This is a genomic window from Peribacillus frigoritolerans (assembly GCF_040250305.1).
Taxonomy (GTDB): domain Bacteria; phylum Bacillota; class Bacilli; order Bacillales; family DSM-1321; genus Peribacillus.
This window is the reverse complement of record NZ_CP158190.1, coordinates 100,001-120,426: the sequence shown is the minus strand read 5'-3', so window position 1 is coordinate 120,426 and position 20,426 is coordinate 100,001. Positions and strand designations below refer to the sequence as shown.

At 43.0% G+C, this 20,426-nt stretch carries 20 protein-coding genes, 2 rRNA genes and 1 other annotated feature (1 of these 23 cut by a window edge); all 22 genes read right to left on the bottom strand.

Features of this window, described 5'->3' with window-relative positions; translation table 11 throughout:
* Positions 1 to 39: 39 nt before the first annotated feature.
* A complete protein-coding gene (gene rplK, locus ABOA58_RS00640) occupies positions 40 to 465 on the bottom strand; it encodes a 50S ribosomal protein L11 (protein ID WP_034305057.1) in 426 nt (141 codons plus the stop codon).
* A gap of 174 nt (positions 466 to 639) precedes the next feature.
* On the bottom strand, positions 640 to 1,173 hold the full coding sequence (gene nusG / locus ABOA58_RS00635) for a transcription termination/antitermination protein NusG (RefSeq protein ID WP_048677866.1): 534 nt from the start codon (positions 1,171 to 1,173) through the stop codon (positions 640 to 642).
* 255 nt (positions 1,174 to 1,428) lie between these two features.
* Positions 1,429 to 1,611 (bottom strand): preprotein translocase subunit SecE, encoded by a 183-nt coding sequence (gene secE, locus ABOA58_RS00630; protein ID WP_034305062.1) that lies wholly within the window; start codon positions 1,609 to 1,611, stop codon positions 1,429 to 1,431.
* A gap of 50 nt (positions 1,612 to 1,661) precedes the next feature.
* Positions 1,662 to 1,811: a 50S ribosomal protein L33 gene (gene rpmG, locus ABOA58_RS00625; protein WP_101225867.1), complete on the bottom strand. Its 150-nt coding sequence runs from the start codon at positions 1,809 to 1,811 to the stop codon at positions 1,662 to 1,664.
* A gap of 201 nt (positions 1,812 to 2,012) precedes the next feature.
* A complete protein-coding gene (gene sigH, locus ABOA58_RS00620) occupies positions 2,013 to 2,645 on the bottom strand; it encodes an RNA polymerase sporulation sigma factor SigH (RefSeq protein ID WP_094246690.1) in 633 nt (210 codons plus the stop codon).
* 85 nt (positions 2,646 to 2,730) lie between these two features.
* Positions 2,731 to 3,240, bottom strand: a complete 510-nt coding sequence (locus ABOA58_RS00615) for an NYN domain-containing protein (RefSeq protein ID WP_034305067.1) — start codon at positions 3,238 to 3,240, stop codon at positions 2,731 to 2,733.
* Positions 3,241 to 3,244: 4 nt separating this feature from the next.
* Positions 3,245 to 3,988 (bottom strand): 23S rRNA (guanosine(2251)-2'-O)-methyltransferase RlmB, encoded by a 744-nt coding sequence (gene rlmB, locus ABOA58_RS00610; protein WP_350300871.1) that lies wholly within the window; start codon positions 3,986 to 3,988, stop codon positions 3,245 to 3,247.
* Positions 3,985 to 4,407, bottom strand: coding sequence for a Mini-ribonuclease 3 (locus ABOA58_RS00605; protein WP_350300870.1), 423 nt, complete (start codon positions 4,405 to 4,407; stop codon positions 3,985 to 3,987). Before ABOA58_RS00605 ends, rlmB begins: the two co-directional genes overlap by 4 nt.
* 3 nt (positions 4,408 to 4,410) lie before the next feature.
* Positions 4,411 to 5,808 carry a cysteine--tRNA ligase gene (gene cysS, locus ABOA58_RS00600; protein WP_350300869.1) on the bottom strand — a complete coding sequence of 466 codons (1,398 nt, stop codon included), beginning with the start codon at positions 5,806 to 5,808 and terminating at the stop codon, positions 4,411 to 4,413.
* Position 5,809: 1 nt separating this feature from the next.
* Positions 5,810 to 6,460: a serine O-acetyltransferase gene (cysE, locus tag ABOA58_RS00595; protein WP_101225864.1), complete on the bottom strand. Its 651-nt coding sequence runs from the start codon at positions 6,458 to 6,460 to the stop codon at positions 5,810 to 5,812.
* An 85-nt stretch (positions 6,461 to 6,545) separates the two neighbouring features.
* Positions 6,546 to 6,795, bottom strand: a binding site (T-box leader).
* A 42-nt stretch (positions 6,796 to 6,837) separates the two neighbouring features.
* Positions 6,838 to 8,295 carry a glutamate--tRNA ligase gene (gene gltX, locus ABOA58_RS00590; protein ID WP_350300868.1) on the bottom strand — a complete coding sequence of 486 codons (1,458 nt, stop codon included), beginning with the start codon at positions 8,293 to 8,295 and terminating at the stop codon, positions 6,838 to 6,840.
* A 90-nt stretch (positions 8,296 to 8,385) separates the two neighbouring features.
* Positions 8,386 to 8,865, bottom strand: coding sequence for a 2-C-methyl-D-erythritol 2,4-cyclodiphosphate synthase (gene ispF / locus ABOA58_RS00585; protein ID WP_283916485.1), 480 nt, complete (start codon positions 8,863 to 8,865; stop codon positions 8,386 to 8,388).
* 14 nt (positions 8,866 to 8,879) lie between these two features.
* Positions 8,880 to 9,569 (bottom strand): 2-C-methyl-D-erythritol 4-phosphate cytidylyltransferase, encoded by a 690-nt coding sequence (gene ispD, locus ABOA58_RS00580; protein ID WP_350300867.1) that lies wholly within the window; start codon positions 9,567 to 9,569, stop codon positions 8,880 to 8,882.
* Between the two features lie 21 nt (positions 9,570 to 9,590).
* The gene (locus tag ABOA58_RS00575; RefSeq protein ID WP_137016904.1) at positions 9,591 to 10,688 is read right to left on the bottom strand and encodes a PIN/TRAM domain-containing protein; all 1,098 of its coding nucleotides are present in this window, start codon (positions 10,686 to 10,688) and stop codon (positions 9,591 to 9,593) included.
* Positions 10,689 to 10,915: 227 nt separating this feature from the next.
* Complete coding sequence (gene disA, locus ABOA58_RS00570) at positions 10,916 to 11,989, bottom strand: DNA integrity scanning diadenylate cyclase DisA (protein WP_063235780.1); 1,074 nt, start codon at positions 11,987 to 11,989, stop codon at positions 10,916 to 10,918.
* 2 nt (positions 11,990 to 11,991) lie between these two features.
* Positions 11,992 to 13,380: a DNA repair protein RadA gene (gene radA, locus ABOA58_RS00565; protein WP_350300866.1), complete on the bottom strand. Its 1,389-nt coding sequence runs from the start codon at positions 13,378 to 13,380 to the stop codon at positions 11,992 to 11,994.
* Between the two features lie 198 nt (positions 13,381 to 13,578).
* Positions 13,579 to 16,020 carry an ATP-dependent protease ATP-binding subunit ClpC gene (clpC, locus tag ABOA58_RS00560; RefSeq protein ID WP_305161971.1) on the bottom strand — a complete coding sequence of 814 codons (2,442 nt, stop codon included), beginning with the start codon at positions 16,018 to 16,020 and terminating at the stop codon, positions 13,579 to 13,581.
* A 130-nt stretch (positions 16,021 to 16,150) separates the two neighbouring features.
* Positions 16,151 to 17,227, bottom strand: a complete 1,077-nt coding sequence (locus tag ABOA58_RS00555) for a protein arginine kinase (protein ID WP_350300865.1) — start codon at positions 17,225 to 17,227, stop codon at positions 16,151 to 16,153.
* Positions 17,224 to 17,775, bottom strand: a complete 552-nt coding sequence (locus tag ABOA58_RS00550) for a UvrB/UvrC motif-containing protein (RefSeq protein WP_350300864.1) — start codon at positions 17,773 to 17,775, stop codon at positions 17,224 to 17,226. Before ABOA58_RS00550 ends, ABOA58_RS00555 begins: the two co-directional genes overlap by 4 nt.
* A 21-nt stretch (positions 17,776 to 17,796) precedes the next feature.
* The gene (locus ABOA58_RS00545; RefSeq protein WP_048677843.1) at positions 17,797 to 18,258 is read right to left on the bottom strand and encodes a CtsR family transcriptional regulator; all 462 of its coding nucleotides are present in this window, start codon (positions 18,256 to 18,258) and stop codon (positions 17,797 to 17,799) included.
* A gap of 346 nt (positions 18,259 to 18,604) precedes the next feature.
* Positions 18,605 to 18,720, bottom strand: a 5S ribosomal RNA gene (rrf, locus tag ABOA58_RS00540).
* A gap of 64 nt (positions 18,721 to 18,784) precedes the next feature.
* Positions 18,785 to 20,426 (bottom strand): 23S ribosomal RNA (locus tag ABOA58_RS00535) (it continues 1,291 nt past the right edge of the window).

Below are 20,426 nucleotides of genomic sequence, written 5' to 3'. Positions count from 1 at the left end.
CAATCGCAACCCCGTAGAAACAAATAGCAATTACATGGATTAGTCTTCGATGACAATACCCATGCTGCGAGCAGTACCTTCAACCATACGCATTGCAGCTTCAACGCTTGCAGCGTTTAGGTCAGGCATTTTAGTTTCAGCAATCTCGCGCACTTGATCACGCTTGACTGTAGCAACTTTATTACGGTTAGGTTCACCAGAACCAGACTCGATACCAGCTACTTTCTTAAGCAATACTGCAGCCGGTGGAGTTTTTGTAATGAATGTAAATGAACGGTCTTCAAATACCGTGATTTCAACAGGAATAATTAGACCAGCTTGATCTGCTGTACGAGCGTTGAACTCCTTACAGAATCCCATGATGTTTACACCAGCTTGACCTAATGCAGGACCGACTGGCGGTGCCGGATTCGCTTTACCAGCAGGAATTTGCAATTTAACCATTTTAATTACTTTTTTAGCCACGAGACACACCTCCTTATAAGTCCGTGATGTGGTAATAGGGTAATACCCTCCCACTCATCTTGAATTCTTTATATATTAATAAAGAATGCTTGTATCGTTGAGGCCTAAAAATTGAAACATACTGACCTTTGAAATTTTACCACTTTCAAAAGGCAATTTCAAGTTTTTTTCCGTTTATAATTTTTCCACTTGATTAAAATCAAGTTCAACCGGTGTATCACGGCCGAACATATTGACTAGAACCCTTACTTTACCTTTGTCTTTATCAAGTTCTTCAATAGGGCCGGCAAATGTTGCAAATGGTCCTTCCTTAACTTGAACCGTATCACCGATTTCAAAATCAACCTCGATTTTGCTTTCATCTACGCCCATTCGTTTAAGAACGACTTCAATTTCTTCCGGCAGCAATGCAGTCGGTTTTGAACCAGCTCCAGATGAACCTACGAAACCTGTTACTCCAGGCGTATTCCGGACAACATACCATGAATCATCAGTCATGATGATCTCAACCAACACATATCCTGGAAATACTTTCTTTTTGGTCACTTTCTTTTTGCCATCTTTCACTTCTGTTTCTTCTTCTTCTGGAACTACAACGCGAAAGATCTTGTCTTCCATCCCCATAGTTTCAACACGTTTTTCCAAGTTAGCCTTAACTTTGTTCTCATAACCTGAATAGGTGTGAACTACATACCAATTCTTTTCCATGTGTTAGGACTTTAACGTCCTTCCCTCCCTGCAATCAATCATTTTCTTTATTAATCTTTATCTTTGAACGTTTTAGCCAAAAAACCATACGGCGTCATCCCGACTTAACTAGAATATATTGTGGTGAACATATTACAGCAGTGCTCGATTTTGAACTTCTTCACTTATTAAAAAAGACAAATTAAAAAACCCGTTTCCGGGCTTTTCTGCTGACACATATTATTCTATCACTATTATACCTTATTTTCGAATCTCTTATTCAATAACTAAGCGAATTAATTCGGAAATGCCCAAATCCACCACTGTAAAGAATAAAGCCATAAATACTACAGTCGTTACCACCACGATTGTATATTTGGTAAGCTCCTTGCGTTTCGGCCAGCTTACTTTTTGCATTTCGCGGGCGACTCCGCTGAAAAATTCGGTAAAACGTTTCATGAATGTACCTCCAAGCATTAGAAGCTTCTGTCAATCTATTTATAGAACGGTTATTTCGTTTCCTTATGAATCGAGTGTGAGTTGCACGTACTGCAAAATTTCTTGATTTCCAGTCGTTCGCCGCTTGTCGATTGTTTGCTCTCATAACTATAATTCCTTGTACCGCAATCAGTGCAGGCAAGAACTATTTTTTTTCGCATTAGATACACCTATCCTATCTACTATATCCATAAAACCTTATCACGGCTGTTTTTTATTGTCAATATCAAAGCGGGTTTCGACGATTATGGGCACCGGAAATCAGAATATCGGTTTACTTGACATCCATTAAAAATCTTTGTGAATAATAAACTTCCATGTGGAGAAGGGACAGATGAAATTAAGCGGAAAAAGCGGAGGGATTATAAACTGATTTCCCTTACTTCCAGATAGCGCTCGAGCTTTCTTTTCACCCGCTGAAGGGCGTTGTCGATTGACTTAACATGCCGGTTCAACTCTTCCGAAATTTCTTGGTAGGTTTGTCCATCCAGGTAAAGAGCTAACACTTTTCTCTCAAGATCACTCAGGAGCTCGGCCATCTTTAATTCGATATCGTCAAACTCTTCTTGGTTGATGATCAGTTCTTCCGGGTCCAAAACTTTCGTACCCGATATAATATCCATTAGAGTTCGATCCGATTCCTCATCGTAAATGGGCTTGTCCAGGGAAACATAGGAATTGAGCGGAATATGTTTTTGACGTGTTGCTGTTTTGATAGCTGTAATGATCTGCCTCGTAATGCATAGTTCTGCAAATGCTTTAAAAGAAGATAATTTATCCCCTTTAAAATCACGGACGGCCTTATATAAACCAATCATACCTTCTTGCACGATGTCTTCCTTATCGGCACCAATCAAGAAATAAGTCCTTGCCTTCGCTCTTACAAAATTACGATACTTTTGGATCAAATAATCCAGCGCTTCACTGTCTCCAGTGTGCACCAACCCTATCAATTCATCATCCTCAAACTGCAGATACTTTTCGTTAAGCTTCATTCCGAATTTGAGACCCACATTATATCCCCCTGACCTGACTCAGATAGAAATATTATACAGCAGGTAAATTTTACCCGTCAATGGTTCATATTTTACCCCGGCGCCATTTTTCGAAAATTTCTGCCACTTCTTCACTTAAAGGAATTTTAGCCACGGGTCTTATCGTCGTTGTTTTTCTTACATCTTTCTTGATTTCGCCTTGAATTTCTTCCATTTCAATAAGCAGTTCACGAGCGGATTTCCTTAGGGCCCCTTGGCCGAAGATCACCCACTGTTCCGTGAAGTCAGAGGTTGCCACTTGAATTTGCGTTTTGACATTATTCAGTTCAATGGCCATCTTTTCAATTCTTTCATCCGCAGTTTCATTTTCTTTTGTAAAAATTACGTCAACTTTGTGATTTTTGAATATGCGGGCAATTCCCTGAACATATTGAGCGTCAAATACGACAATTACACGGTATCCGGTAAATGCTTGATATTCCGCCATCATTTCTATCAACCGGTCCCTTGCAGCAGCAAGATCCCGTTCCTTTAATTCTCTCAGTTCCGGCCAAGCTCCAATAATGTTATAACCGTCCACCAACAGAATATTCATTTCATCATTGCCCTAGAGGATTTCTTTTTCTATAAACCTCATACATCAATAAACCGGCTGCTACCGATGCATTTAACGAAGTTACTTGACCTGCCATAGGGAGACGGACGAGAAAATCACATTTATCCTTCATTAACCGGGCCATGCCTTTTCCTTCGCTGCCGATAACAAGTCCGATAGGCATCTTTCCATCCATGTTACGGTAATCATCGCTGCCTTTCGCATCGGTACCGACTATCCATACCCCACGCTCTTTCAACTCTTCAACCGCTCTTGCCAAATTTGTAACGCGAGCTACCGGAATATACTCGATTGCACCCGTCGAGGCTTTTGCCACTGTTGCAGTCAAGCCCACCGCTCTCCTTTTTGGAATGATGATTCCATGGGCACCGACTGCATCAGCCGTCCTCATGATCGACCCTAAATTATGCGGATCTTCAACTTCATCAAGAATCATGAAAAAAGGTGCTTCGTCCCGTTCAGCCGCTTTTGCGAATAAATCATCCAGCTCCACATATTCATATGCAGCAACTTGTGCGACAACGCCTTGATGGATGCCTTCTGCCATTTGGTCAATTTTTTTCTTCGGTACGATTTGCACGAATACCTTCTTTTCCTTCGCCAGACCGATGAGTGGTTGCATCGAGCCTTTTTGCGAGCCTTCGGCTATCCAAATTTTGTTAATATCCCGTTCGGAGCGAAGAGCTTCCAATACGGGGTTTCTGCCAATGATATATTCTTCGCTCATGGGTTACTCCCCTTTTCTTCTTCAATGTATTCAATGGATTTTTTGATGAGTTCTTCCATTCTTTCTATTCGGCCGGATAAATACAAAAATCCCATAAGTGCCTCGAAGGCTGTACTGTAGCGATACGTTTGCACATCTGTATTCTTCGGTACCGTACCGGATTTTGCATTTCGCCCGCGCCTAACGACTGCGGATTCCTCTTCCGATAAACAATCTGACTCCAGGAAAAAGTGGATGACTTTATTTTGCGCCTTAGCCGCTACAAAAGATGTAGCTTTTTTATGAAGTAGATTAGGCTTGACCGATCCTTTTTGAATGAGGTGATGCCGTATATATGTTTCGAATACGGCATCACCTATATATGCTAAAGCAAGACTGTTCAGCATTTTTGCATCTACCTTACTATCGTAATGAAGCATTAATTACCCTCTTTTCCATCTTGTACCTTGAGGGGTATCCTCTAATATGATATTCATGTTTTTCAAGCGATCACGAATTTCATCAGATAACCCAAAATTGCGGTCTTTCCGCGCTTGAATTCTCTGCTGTATCAACCCTTCAATTTCTTCATCCAAAAGCCCCTCTTCTTCAAGGGATAACCCCAGGACAGAAAATAAGATGTTGAATTTATCAAGGAAAGCATTAATTACTTCCTTGTCTGTGTTTTTCTCCATCAAGTAATAATTCGCCTGTTTGGAAAGTTCAAAGAGCATGGATATTGCATTAGCTGTGTTGAAATCATCGTCCATTTCCTTAATGAATTGTTCCTGTAATTCATTAAGCTTCTCCAACCAAACATCATTATTCTCAGTCAATCCGTCACTTACTTGAAGACGATGCTTTAAGTTTTGATAAGATGTCCTTAAGCGTTCAAGGGACGCTTTTACATTTTCAAGCACTTCTTCGCTATAATTGATGGGATGACGGTAATGTACAGATAACATGAAGAAGCGTAACACTTGTGGATCATGCTTCTGAATGATGTCATGCACAAGGACGAAATTGCCTAAGGACTTAGACATTTTTTCATTCTCAATATTTATATACCCGTTATGCATCCAATAATTCGCAAAGGTCTTACCCGTCAATGCCTCGGATTGTGCAATTTCATTTTCATGATGCGGAAAAGCCAGATCTTGACCCCCTGCATGAATATCGATCGTATCGCCCAAATACTTTTTGACCATTGCGGAGCATTCTATATGCCAGCCAGGACGCCCCTTACCCCATGGGCTCTCCCAAGATATTTCATCATCCTTGGCCGTTTTCCAAAGGGCAAAATCAAGGGCATCTTGTTTTTTCTCCCCTATTTCAATACGGGCCCCCACTCGCAGCTCATCGATGGACTGATGTGAAAGCTTTCCATATCCTTCAAACTTACGAGTGCGGTAATACACATCCCCTTCAGATTCATAAGCGAATCCTTTTTCAATTAATGCCGAGATGAATTCAATGATTGCATCCATGTTCTCCATTACGGTTGGGTGAGCATCCGCTTTTTTGCAGCCCAATGCCGACACGTCTTCAAAATAAGCCTTGATGAAACGCTCTGAGATGGTCGGTACATCTTCACCCAATTCTTTTGCCGCGCGAATCAGCTTATCATCCACATCCGTAAAGTTCGAAACGAATTGCACATCATATCCACGGTAATCCAAATACCTACGAACGGTATCGAATACGATTGCCGGTCTTGCATTACCTATATGAATGTAATTATAGACAGTGGGCCCGCATACATACATCTTCACCTTTCCCTCTTCAATCGGGACGAAGGTTTCCTTTTTTCTTGTTGCTGTGTTATATATTTTAATCGCCATATTATAGACTCCTTTCTTCCTGCTTCTGTTCAGCCAACTTCTCTCTTAAGGCCCTGAGTTCACTATCCAATTCCTTAAAGCGATCAGCGATTGGATCAGGAAGATCACAATGATTTAGGTCTTTGTTGATTTTGATACCATCTTGAATGACCACTTTACCTGGAATGCCAACCACTGTAGAATTAGGCGGCACCTCTTTTAAAACAACCGATCCTGCACCGATTTTTGAGTTTTCCCCAACAGTGATGGAACCCAGCACTTTTGCTCCTGTAGCAATCAGGACATTATCCTTTATCGTAGGATGACGTTTTCCCTTTTCCTTTCCTGTCCCCCCGAGGGTTACACCTTGAAAGACGGATACATTGTCGCCAATTTCACAAGTTTCGCCAATGACGATCCCCATTCCATGGTCAATGAAGAAACGACGGCCAATCGTAGCCCCTGGATGAATTTCAATTCCGGTAAAAAACCGACTGATTTGAGATATACTTCTTGCCAGGAAAAAGAATTTCTTCTTGAATAGTGCGTGAGCCATCCTATGACTCCAAATCGCATGTAAACCCGCGTACGTCAATATGACTTCCAAATAGCTGCGCGCAGCAGGATCTTGATCAAAAACCACTTCGATATCCTCTTTAAACATCTTTAACAAAATGATTCCCCCCTATGTGCCGTCCTTTTCCAACATCCCCTTTTGAAGCTTTTAAAGCATATAAAAAAGCGTCTCTGTCCAAATAGACAGAGACGCTTGAAGCGCGGTTCCACTCTGTTTGGAATGTAAAAACCAGATAAAGCTTTTTCCTGTTTTTTTCATCCCCAACTTTAATCCCTGTAACGGAGGAAATTCCGCCTGTGCCTACTATAAGTTAGTTCAGCAAAGGACTCAAGGGTGCATTTCAGAAAACGAGAGGCTTGAACCACTTTCAGCAGGTTATGGTTCTCTCTAAAAAGCTTCGTTTACTTACTTCTCCCCATCTACGCGTTCTTTTGTAAGATTATTAAATACTATATTACATTTTCGACAAATTGTTAATATAAAATACTCTGAATACGCTGTTTAATTTTTTCCTTGCCCAGTAATGAAATCGCCTTAGGCAAGTCAGGACCATGTGTTTGGCCCGTGACGGCAGCCCTTATAGGCATGAATAATTTTTTCCCTTTATGACCTGTGCCTTTTTGTACGGCTTTAATGGACTTCTTGATTTCATCCGCGTTAAATTCTTCAAGCCCTTCAATCTCCTGAAGGAAAGCTTTCATGACTTCCGGCACCTGTTCTTCAGCCAGCACTTCCTTAGCTTCTTCCTCGAACACGACCTCATCCTTGAAAAACAGTTCAGATAGCTCGACTATTTCCGCTCCATAACTCATCTGCTCTTGAAAAAGGGAAACTAGCCCATGTACCCACTCTTCTTCTTCGGCGGTCAGTGTCTCTGAAACCTTCCCCGCTTTAATTAAGTGAGGCATTGACAAGTCCACTGCACGATTGACGTCCAATTGCTTCACATATTGGTTATTCATCCATGTAAGCTTTTGTTTATCGAAAAGTGCAGGTGATTTAGACAGCCGGTCAGCATCGAAATTATTAATGAATTCTTCCTTCGTGAAAATCTCTTCCTCCCCGACCGGAGACCATCCTAGTAATGTAATGAAATTGAATAACGCTTCAGGAACATAACCTAGCTCTTCATATTGCTCAATGAATTGAATGATCGACTCATCACGTTTACTCAGTTTCTTCCTGCTTTCGTTTACAATCAGCGTCATATGTCCGAATACCGGCGGTTCCCAGCCGAAAGCTTCATAAATCATCAATTGTTTTGGAGTATTGGAGATATGATCATCACCGCGAAGGACATGTGAAATCTTCATCAAATGATCATCGACGGCCACTGCAAAGTTATAAGTTGGAATGCCATCTTTTTTAACGATAACAAAATCACCAAAGCCATCTGTTTCAAATGAAACCTCATCCTTGACCATATCTTTGAAAGTAAGGACCTTCCCAGCTGGAACGGCAAAGCGAATGCTCGGTTTTCTTCCTTGTGCCACTAGTTCCGCTTGCTCTTCCTCAGTTAAATGCTTGCACTTCCCAGAATATTTTGGCGTTTCATTGCGTTCGACCTGTCCTTCACGCTCTGCTTCAAGCTCTTCTTCCGTACAATAGCATTTATATGCTAAACCCTTATCCAAAAGCTCTTGATACAATTCCTGATAAAGGTCGTTCCTTTCGGATTGACGATATGGCCCGTATTCACCGCCTACATCAACACCTTCATCCCAATCCATGCCAAGCCATTTCAAATATTTAAGCTGACTTTCCTCTCCGCCTTCAATATTTCTCTTTTGGTCGGTATCTTCAATACGGATGATGAATTTCCCGCCTTTATTTCGTGCGTATAAATAATTAAATAAAGCAGTCCGTGCATTACCAATATGTAAATGTCCAGTCGGACTCGGTGCATAGCGAACTCGAATATCGCTGCTCATGATATATATAGACCTCCCAGTCGTTCAATTCTATTGTATATATTATCATTTAAATACATTGGGATAAAGGCATCCACCCTAAAAACGAATTTAGTTTGATTTAACCAATAAGACTACAGCCTGTGCCGCGATTCCTTCGCTCCTGCCTGTAAATCCAAGTTTCTCGGTAGTGGTCGCCTTTACATTAATTCTGTCTATCGACGCATCTAAAAGTTCAGCAATCCTGCCTCGCATTTCCTCGATATACGGTGCCATTTTTGGGCTTTGTGCAATGATTGTACAGTCCGCATTGCCTAGGGAATATCCTTCTTTTTTTACGATCGCCCAAATATGCTGCAGCAGTTTTGCCGAATCGGCATCTTTAAATTCAGGGTCGGTATCCGGAAAATGCTTACCGATATCCCCTGCACCAATTGCCCCCAAGCAAGCATCGGCAACAGTATGCAGAAGGACATCCGCATCCGAATGACCTAGCAGACCTTTCTCATACGGAATCGTAATCCCGCCAATTATCAAAGGTCTTCCTTCCACAAGCTGATGAACGTCATATCCTTGTCCTATTCTAAACATATCATTCTCCCCAATCATCTTTTTCCATGTTGTTGTTTATGTAAAATCGCTTCTGCAAAATAAAGGTCTTCCTGAGTCGTAATTTTAATATTATCATAATTGCCCTCAATAATAACTACCTGTTCATTGATCCGCTCTAGCAAACTTGCATCATCCGTCCCTAAAAATGCTTCAGCTTCTGCCTGTTCATACGCATTTTTTAATATGGATAAACGAAAAGCTTGTGGAGTTTGTACCGCCCACAAGCTTGATCGTTCCACTGTTTCCACTACCTCTTTGTTTGCCGCTTTTTTAATCGTATCCTTAACGGGCACTGCAATTACGGCACCTCCATGCAGGGAGGCGGAAGTAGTCAATTCACTGATTTGCCCAAGATTGATAAAAGGGCGGGCACCGTCATGGACCAGGATGATGTCTTCTTCTGCATGTTGCAGTCCATTATACACGCTTTGTTGGCGCTCCTTGCCGCCCATGACCAGTTTCTTGACCTTTTTAAGCCCATACGCTGCTATCAATTGATTGAAATAATCCTTTTCTGCCGGGTTTATCGAAAGGATAACCCCCCGACAGTCAGGATCTTCTTCGAAGACACGCAGTGTATAAACAATGATCGGGATACCCGATAGTTCAATAAAAAGTTTATTCTTGCCCGCCTTCATTCTTTTGCCTTGTCCAGCTGCAGGTATCACTACTTCATAAAACATAACGGTTTCTCCTACTCTTCTTTATAATGCTTTTTCTAATAGTTTCGGTTTAGCGAATATCATCCGGCCTGCAGAGGTTTGCAATACACTTGTGACAAGTACATCGATCCGTTTCCCGATATGATCACGGCCACCCTCGACTACAATCATGGTGCCATCATCCAAATAAGCGATGCCTTGGTTCTGCTCTTTCCCGTCCTTGATGACTTGAACATTCATCTCTTCCCCAGGAAGTACAACAGGTTTTACGGCATTGGCCAGGTCATTGATATTAAGGACCGCCACATTTTGAAACTCGCATACTTTGTTTAAATTGAAATCATTGGTAACGACCATTCCGCCCGATATTTTGGCAAGCTTCACTAGTTTACTGTCCACTTCCTGAATGTCTTCAAAATCCCCCTCGTACATCTCCACTTTAATCGGTAGGTCTTTTTGAATTCGATTCAAGATATCCAAACCGCGTCTTCCGCGATTCCTTTTCAATGCATCAGATGAATCGGCAATGTGCTGCAGTTCGTTTAATACGAATTGAGGAATGACTATGGTACCCTCCAGAAAGCCCGTCTGACAGATATCCGCAATTCTACCATCAATGATGACGCTAGTATCGAGAATCTTCAGCCGCTTGCTATACCCCTCTTCATCCTCTTCGCTCGCTTCACCATCAGTATTCTTTTTCTTATTGCTTTTCATGAATAAACTCAATAGCTCATCACGTTTTTTAAAGCCCACCTGAAAACCAAGATAACCAAATAAAAGCGTAAGGATGATAGGTACCACTGTATTTAAAATAGGAACCTTGATGGCACTGAAGGCGGAGCCAACCAAGAACGCCGCAAGCAGTCCCACTAAAAGGCCGACGCTGCCAAAGATTATATCCGTAATCGGTATCTTAACAAGCTGTTCCTCCAGCCACTTCATAAAATAGATCACATGATCTACTGCCCAAAAAGTTATAAGATAAAAGATAATGGCACCCAACAGTACACTTACATAAGGATTGTTTAATAAAGCAATATCGTCTGCATGTAAAACAATTAATAATTCAGGAATTAGTAACATACCAAGTGTTCCGCCGACTATTAAGAAGCATGCTTGTATAATGCGTTTTAACATCCCTTTCACCTCCCTCTACTCATTATTGACCAATAAAATAAAATGAAACCTTCGAAAATTCGTTTTCATTATATACGTTAAATTCACTTAAGGAATTAGTGGATTTACAAATACGACTTCTTCTCTTTTTCGTAATATTAGCCTAGCACCCTGAGTTTTGAGTGTCAAAAATAAACACCAATCAATTTCAAGCTGGTTCAGGTGAATGTTAAAAGGCCAGCTGCTCCTTACATCCTTCTATTTGTGACCAGCTGATTTTTTAAAATGCGGAGTCCTTCTTTGATTTTATTGGCGCGGACTTCGCCTATACCCTCCACATCGTCAAGGTTTTCAACCGTTGCTTTATTGACTTCACTAAAGCTTCCGAACTGTTTCACTAAATTTTCGATGATCAAACCCGGCAGGCGTGGGATTTTATGAAGAATACGGTAACCACGGGGATGTACTGACTCATCAAGATGTATGTATCCATGATAGCCCAGCACCTTTAGAAGAATGCTTTCATCCAGTTTTTCCTGCATGGCCAACTCTTGAAGCCTAAAAATGATTTCCTCGGGATTTTCATCATTACTGGAGGTATAATCCTTGATAAGCCATTTTCCTTCCGTTTCAATATCTGCCAGGATTTCATTCATTTGCAAACGGATCAATCTTCCTTCCGTACCAAGCTCATTAAGGTACGTTAGTAGCTCGGCCTTGATTCTGAGCACCATTACATAACGATGAAATACCTGCAAAAGGTCGGCATAGGTCACGATTTCCTCAAACTCGAGCGCTCCTAAAACCGATATGCTCTGCTGCAGGACCACCTTGTATTTTTCCAGGGTCTGGATGGCCAAATTAGCCTTGGCGAGTATGACACCTATATCTTTAAGGGCATACCGGAAATTGCCCTGATATAAAGTGATGACATTCCGGCGTTGTGAGATTGCGACGACCAACGACTTGGTCTCCCTTGCCACACGTTCCGCTGTCCTATGCCGCATTCCCGTTTCAGTGGAAGGTGTGCTATTATCCGGCACTAATTGGGCATTTGCAAAAATGATCTTATCGGCCGTTTCATTTAAAATGATGGCCCCGTCCATCTTCGCCAACTCATATAATGTGCTGGGGGTACAGTTGCAGTTGATTTCGAAGCCGCCATCCACGATCGTTCGCACCTTCTCGTTATATCCGACAACTATCAAACCACCTGTATTTGCCCTCAGGACATTTTCAATGCCCTCCCGAAGCGGGGTACCCGGTGCTACAATTTGCAGAATTTCCAATTTTGTTTTCTCATACCCTTTTTTATCTGTCATACTTAACCCCCTAACGTTTGTTTAAGAGCCTCCGAAACCGATGAAACACCAACGATCTTAATACCTTTCGGGGCGGTCCATCCCCCTATATTATTAGCCGGTATGATAACCCGCTCAAACCCTAACTTCGCTGCTTCCTGCACCCTTTGTTCTATCCGTGACACCCTTCTGACTTCCCCAGTCAGCCCCACTTCACCAATGATGCAATCGGCAGGGTTTGTTGGTTTATCACGGAAGCTTGATGCAATGCTTATTGCGACAGCGAGGTCAATCGCCGGTTCATCAAGCTTGACCCCACCAGCAACCTTTAAATACGCATCCTGGTTTTGGAGCAGCAAGCCCACTCTCTTTTCCAGAACAGCCATTAAAAGCGAAACTCGATTGTGGTCAATTCCCGTGGCCATTCGCCTTGGGTTTCCAAAACTCGTAGGTGAAATCAATGCTTGAATTTCGACAAGCACCGGCCTTGTGCCCTCCATGGATGCGACGACCGTGGAACCCGAAGCTCCTTGCGACCGTTCTTCAAGGAAAATTTCCGATGGATTCGCAACCTCTTCCAATCCATGTTCTTTCATTTCAAAAATACCCATCTCATTCGTCGAACCAAAGCGATTTTTGACCGCGCGTATAATTCGATATGTATGGTGTCTTTCTCCTTCAAAATATAAAACGGTGTCAACCATGTGCTCAAGCAGTCGCGGCCCTGCAATGGCCCCTTCCTTTGTAACGTGACCGACGATAAAAATCGCGATCCCGTTCGTTTTAGCTATGCGCATGAGTGAGGCTGTGCATTCCCTCACTTGTGAAACGCTTCCCGGGGCAGATGTAACCTCCGAATGATATACCGTTTGAATGGAGTCAATAATGACCAAATCCGGTTTTACCTCTGTAATGGCCTGTTGGATATAGTCCATATCGGTTTCAGCATAAACGAATAGATGTTCCGACATGGTCCCAAGCCGGTCCGCTCTCAATTTGGTCTGCTTGACTGATTCTTCACCTGATATATATAGCACTTTTTTCTGTTTATGCGCCAATTGGGATGATACCTGTAAAAGCAGGGTGGACTTACCGATACCCGGGTCCCCTCCGATCAATACAAGTGACCCCTGTACGATCCCGCCCCCAAGAGCACGATTCAATTCCATTAAATCCGTCTTAATCCGTGGTTCTTTTTCTGATTGAATGGTCGTTATGGGTGCTGCCTTCTCTCGTTCCCCGGAACCTCTAACCTCCGAATGGGTAAAAGCGCCCTTTCTAGCAGGTTTAACAATTTCGGTTTCCTCGACCATTTTGTTCCATTCACCGCAGCCTGGGCATTTCCCCATCCATTTCGCGGACTCATATCCACAAGACTGACACATAAATTTTGTTTTCTTTTTTACAGCCATAAATTACTCCTCTTCCTTTGGAAAAAATATCTATATTAAGGATATTATATCTCTGTTTTATTTAAACCTTCTTAAGGCTAAGTTTTTTTAAAAAAATATTCACTTTGCTTGTCCCGTTTATACTCATATCTACCTATAGATAAAAAACAGAGGTACACTGCAAAAGAATCTGCGTGTACCTCGAAGTTTAGGATCAGGTTATTCACTTACATTAACAGGCTCGCCTTGCCGGATTGCAAACTCATTATTAACGACATCCATTACGACCGTTTGCCCTTTTTTCACGTTGCCCTTAAGCAACTCTTCGGATAGATAATCTTCTACATGCTTCTGAAGCGCCCTACGGATTGGCCTTGCCCCATATTCCGGATCAAAACCTTCCGTAGCAATTTTTTCTCTAGCCGCATCTGTCAGCTCCAAGTATATCTCCTGTTCTTTCAAACGGGTAGTAAGCTGATTTGACATTAATGTAACGATTTGTTTCAAATGATCCTTCTCTAATGAGTGGAACACGATGGTTTCATCAATACGATTCAGGAATTCCGGACGGAATGCACGTTTGAGTTCTTCCATCACTTTCCCTTTCATATTTTTATAGTCCTGGCCAGTATCCTGGATGTTAAAGCCGACATACTTATCGGTTTTCAAGGCCGACGCACCTACATTCGATGTCATGATCAGAATGGTATTCCTGAAATCGACAGTACGCCCCTTGGAATCTGTCAGTCTTCCGTCTTCCAATACTTGAAGAAGGATATTGAAGACATCCGGATGCGCCTTTTCTATTTCATCAAGCAGAACGACGGAGTATGGTTTCCTCCGCACTTTTTCCGTTAACTGACCGCCTTCTTCGTATCCAACATATCCTGGAGGGGATCCAACAAGACGTGAAGTCGAATGTTTCTCCATATATTCAGACATATCGATGCGAATCATGGCATCTTCATCACCAAATATGGATTCAGCCAAAGCACGGGCAAGCTCGGTTTTACCGACCCCTGTAGGTCCCAAGAAGATGAATGAACCAATTGGACGTTTAGGATCTTTCAAACCTGCCCTGGCACGTCGTACTGCTTTAGAAACCGCAATGACGGCCTCTTCCTGCCCAATTACACGATCATGGAGGATTGACTCCATATTAAGCAGTTTATCTGACTCTGTTTGCGCCAATTTAGTGACTGGCACTCCCGTCCAGCTGGATACGACATGTGCAATGTCATCCACAGTGACTTCACTGTTCTCCTGCCCTTGTTTTTCTTTCCAAGTTTTTTTCGTTTCTTCCAATTGTTCTCTTAAGCGTTGTTCCGTATCGCGAAGCGAAGCAGCTTTTTCAAATTCCTGACTCTGAACGGAAGCATCCTTTTCCTTGCGAACATCATCTAGCTTCACTTCAAGTTCCTTTAAGTTAGGTGGCGTTGTGTATGAGCGCAGTCTAACCTTGGAGCCAGCTTCATCAATCAAGTCAATTGCTTTATCCGGTAAAAAGCGATCGGAAATATAACGGTCGGATAATTTGACTGCGGCATCAATCGCTTCGTCAGTAATCGATACGCGGTGATGTGCCTCATAACGGTCACGCAGCCCCTTGAGAATTTGGATGGATTCCAAAATAGTCGGCTCATCGACTTGGATTGGCTGGAAGCGACGTTCAAGCGCAGCATCCTTTTCAATATACTTACGGTATTCATCCAATGTTGTAGCACCGATACATTGTAATTCACCACGGGCCAATGATGGTTTTAGGATATTGGAGGCATCAATGGCACCTTCTGCACCACCTGCACCAATCAATGTATGCAATTCATCGATGAATAGGATGATATTACCCGCCTGACGTATTTCATCCATGACTTTCTTCAACCGGTCCTCAAATTCACCACGGTATTTAGTACCAGCCACAACAGTACCCATATCAAGTGTCATTACGCGTTTATCGCGTAAAATTTCAGGTACCTCATTATTGATGATCTGTTGGGCAAGCCCTTCAGCAATGGCTGTTTTACCTACCCCAGGTTCACCGATCAATACTGGGTTATTTTTTGTACGACGGCTTAATACCTCAATGACACGCTGTATTTCCTTACTTCTTCCGATAACGGGATCCAGGCTTCCCTCCCTGGCAATCGCCGTTAAATCACGGGCTAAGCCATCCAGTGTCGGTGTGCTCGCATTTGAAGCGGCAGAACCTTGATGACCACCTGATTCATTGCTGCCCAAAAGCTGTAATACTTGTTGCCTGGCTTTATTTAAACTTACACCGAGATTATTCAATACGCGGGCAGCTACACCTTCCCCTTCTCGTATAAGACCTAGAAGAACATGCTCTGTCCCAACATATGAGTGACCTAATTTTCTTGCCTCATCCATGGAAAGTTCAATGACTTTCTTGGCTCTCGGGGTATAATGTATCGTTTGAGCCGTATCCTGTCCACGGCCAATTAAATTTTCCACTTCTTTCTGAATCTTTTCCGGACCCAATCCAAGAGCATATAACGCTTTGGCTGCAATACCATCACCTTCTCGGACAAGACCCAGTAAAATATGTTCCGTGCCAATATTATTATGACCTAAACGGATTGCCTCTTCTTGGGCTAATGCTAATACTTTCTGGGCTCTTTCAGTAAAACGACCAAACATCATAGGGAATTCCTCCTTAAGAATTTTCGTTTTGAATAAAGTTGCTGGCAATTCTCTAAGTAATGGCAGAAGCTTATTCTTGCTCCATATCTATTACATGAAATTTGATACTCCCTAAAGAGGTCAATGACCTCTAAGTGGAGGAAGATTCCGTGAAATTCAAGCGTTCCCGGATGAGTGCTGCTCTACGAATATCCCTTTCATGGGTTCTTAAAGGGCCGCCTGCGTACTTTTGTAAAAATCCCGACTGCGTCAAAATCATCAACTCATTTAAAATGCTTTTGGAAATATTTTTTATATACCCAAGATCTATCCCTAACCTAACGTCGGAGATACAGGTAGCTGCCTCCTTGGTCTCGATGATTCGAGCATTGGACAAAATTCCATATGAGCGGAAAATTCTATCTTCTAATTGTATGTGGGAAGTCCTCGCTAATGCATCCCTCGCTGACCGTTCCTGGGCTATGATTTGTTGCACTACACTTTTTAGGTCTTCAACGATATCCCTTTCCGACTTTCCAAGAGTAATTTGATTTGAGATTTGAAAAATATTCCCTAAACCTTGACTGCCCTCTCCATAAATCCCTCGAACCACCAACCCCAATTGGTTGATAGCCGGTATGATATTATTCATCTGCTGTGTAAGGACCAGGCCGGGAAGATGCATCATGACTGAAGCCCTTAATCCTGTTCCCACATTAGTCGGACAACTAGTTAGGTATCCTCTTTCTTCATCATATGCATAGTCTATGGATTCTTCAATCCAATCGTCAAGAACATTTGCAATCTTTAAGGTTTCCTTCAGCTGCAATCCCGACATTAAACATTGAATACGGAGATGATCCTCTTCATTTATCATGATGCTTATTTCTTCATTTTCCGAAAGGAGACATGCGCTTTTCGCTGAATCTTCGACTAAATGAGGACTGATTAAATGTTTTTCAACGAGAACGCGCTTTTCCAGTGGCTGCAATTGGTCAATCTCTAAAAGTTCCAGTTTCCCAATCTCTGGAGTCACTTCCTCTTCACTTCTTTTTTTGACCAATTCAATTATTTTTTTAGCTTCTTCGTTAGAAAAGGAGGTTGGGAAGGTAAAGTCTTTGAAATTCCTGGCCAGCCGAATCCGCGAACTCAATACAATATCAATTTCCGGCCCTTCGGCACTCATCCAGGAACTCAAAGCGTTTTCTACAAACTTTTCCAAGCTCATAATTCCTCGCCTCCCTCTTGGGCTTCATACCTTTTTTCAAGGGAACGTACCTTATCTCTTACCTCTGCCGCTTTCTCGAATTCCTCTTGATCAATGTGGGCCTTTAAAACTTCTTTCAAATCTGAAATTTGCTTTCGAAGATAGATGGTGCCACCGATCCTTTTTGGAATTTTCCCTATATGTGCTGTATTTCCGCTATGAACTCTCTTTAAAATGGGATTTAACTGTTCATTGAACGTTTTATAACATTCGGCACAGCCAAACTTGCCAATATGGACAAATTCTTTATAAGATCGATGACAATGCGGACAACGCCTCTCTTCCGTTTTAGGAAATGCATTTGCCTTCGTCTGTTGAATATTCGACTCCATATTCAACAATCCTGCTAATAAATTATTTATTGAAAAACCAGGTCCGCCTGCATCCATGAATATTTCGCCTTTTTCCTGAGCACATTTCTCACAAATCATGACTTCAGTCTTTTTTCCATTGATGATTTTGGTGAAGTGCAGGGTAGCAGGCCTTTGATGACATTCTTGGCAAATCAACGTTCATCACCTCTGCCAGTTTCATTTATATTTTAAAGTCGTAAGCATCGCAGTTAAAATTCTAGCCCTAAGTTCATCGCGGTCAGGTAGGTCGATATAAATCACCGATCTATCTATGACGCTCATCATTATCTTTGCTTCTCTTTCATTAATGACGTCTTCATTCATCAGCCGTGAAATTACTCCTTCAGCCATCGATTGAGTTACCCTGGAACCAATAAGCGATAATAATTGGTTGATAAGTTGCACGGAATCCTGTGATTCCACCTTCATGATGCGTATATAACCGCCGCCCCCACGCTTACTCTCTACAACATAACCTCTCTCGATGGTAAACCTGGTATTGATTACGTAATTGATTTGAGAAGGAACACACTGAAATTTATCTGCTATTTCACTTCTTTTAATCTCCAAGATATCTTTTTGACTTATTTCAAGTACTTGCTTCAAATAAGTTTCGATAACATCAGATATGTTTCTCACTCAGCCTCCTCCATTCTGACTTTGACTATATTTGACTATTATTATACAAGGAAAAATGCATTTTGCAACTTAAACGCACTTTCTTTCTGTAATATCCATTTTCTCCAAATTATATGTAGTTACATACCCCATTGAACATTAAAGTTGAAATATCTTACATTAATACCCTAAAAAGATAAATGCAAAACCTGCTATTTTTTCCTTCTCCTTAAGGTTTCACAACTTAAATTCTGCCCAATTCTCAGCTCACCAAAAATAAGGCCAGCCCATGCTGTCCCTGAAATAAAAAACTTTTTTAATTACGAACATCAAAAAAGACCAGCTGGATGGCTGATCTTAATAAATGGCTTGGCGGCGTCCTACTCTCACAGGGGGAAACCCCCAACTACCATCGGCGCTGAAGAGCTTAACTGCCGTGTTCGGAATGGGAACGGGTGTGACCTCTTCGCTATCGCCACCAAACATAAAAGGAACGTTGTTCCTTCAAAACTAGATAATAAGAAGGTATTTCATTTTTTAAAAAGCGTTGGTTAAGTCCTCGATCTATTAGTATCAGTCAGCTCCACATGTCACCATGCTTCCACCTCTGACCTATCAACCTGATCATCTTTCAGGGATCTTACTAGCTTGCGCCATGGGAAATCTCATCTTGAGGGGGGCTTCATGCTTAGATGCTTTCAGCACTTATCCCGTCCGCACGTAGCTACCCAGCTATGCCTTTGGCAAGACAACTGGTACACCAGCGGTGCGTCCATCCCGGTCCTCTCGTACTAAGGACAGCTCCTCTCAAATTTCCTGCGCCCGCGACGGATAGGGACCGAACTGTCTCACGACGTTCTGAACCCAGCTCGCGTACCGCTTTAATGGGCGAACAGCCCAACCCTTGGGACCGACTACAGCCCCAGGATGCGATGAGCCGACATCGAGGTGCCAAACCTCCCCGTCGATGTGGACTCTTGGGGGAGATAAGCCTGTTATCCCCGGGGTAGCTTTTATCCGTTGAGCGATGGCCCTTCCATGCGGAACCACCGGATCACTAAGCCCGACTTTCGTCCCTGCTCGACTTGTAGGTCTCGCAGTCAAGCTCCCTTGTGCCTTTACACTCTACGAATGATTTCCAACCATTCTGAGGGAACCTTTGGGCGCCTCCGTTACTCTTTAGGAGGCGACCGCCCCAGTCAAACTGCCCACCTGACACTGTCTCCCACCCCGATAAGGGGCGCGGGTTAGAATTTCAATACAGCCAGGGTAGTATCCCACCAACGCCTCCACCGAAGCTGGCGCTCCGGCTTCTCAGGCTCCTACCTATCCTGTACAAGCTGTACCAAAATTCAATATCAGGCTGCAGTAAAGCTCCACGGGGTCTTTCCGTCCTGTCGCGGGTAACCTGCATCTTCACAGGTACTATAATTTCACCGAGTCTCTCGTTGAGACAGTGCCCAGATCGTTACACCTTTCGTGCGGGTCGGAACTTACCCGACAAGGAATTTCGCTACCTTAGGACCGTTATAGTTACGGCCGCCGTTTACTGGGGCTTCGGTTCAAAGCTTCGCTTGCGCTAACCTCTCCCCTTAACCTTCCAGCACCGGGCAGGTGTCAGCCCCTATACTTCGCCTTGCGGCTTCGCAGAGACCTGTGTTTTTGCTAAACAGTCGCCTGGGCCTATTCACTGCGGCTTTTCTGGGCTATTCACCCTAAAAAGCACCCCTTCTCCCGAAGTTACGGGGTCATTTTGCCGAGTTCCTTAACGAGAGTTCTCTCGCACACCTTAGGATTCTCTCCTCGCCTACCTGTGTCGGTTTGCGGTACGGGCACCTTACATCTCACTAGAGGCTTTTCTTGGCAGCGTGGAATCAGGAACTTCGGTACTATATTTCCCTCGCCATCACAGCTCCGCCTTAATGGAAACGGGATTTGCCTCGTTTCCGGCCTAACTGCTTGGACGCGCATATCCAACAGCGCGCTTACCCTATCCTTCTGCGTCCCCCCATCGTTCAAACGATGTATAGGTGGTACAGGAATATCAACCTGTTGTCCATCGCCTACGCCTTTCGGCCTCGGCTTAGGTCCCGACTAACCCTGAGCGGACGAGCCTTCCTCAGGAAACCTTAGGCATTCGGTGGAAGGGATTCTCACCCTTCTTTCGCTACTCATACCGGCATTCTCAC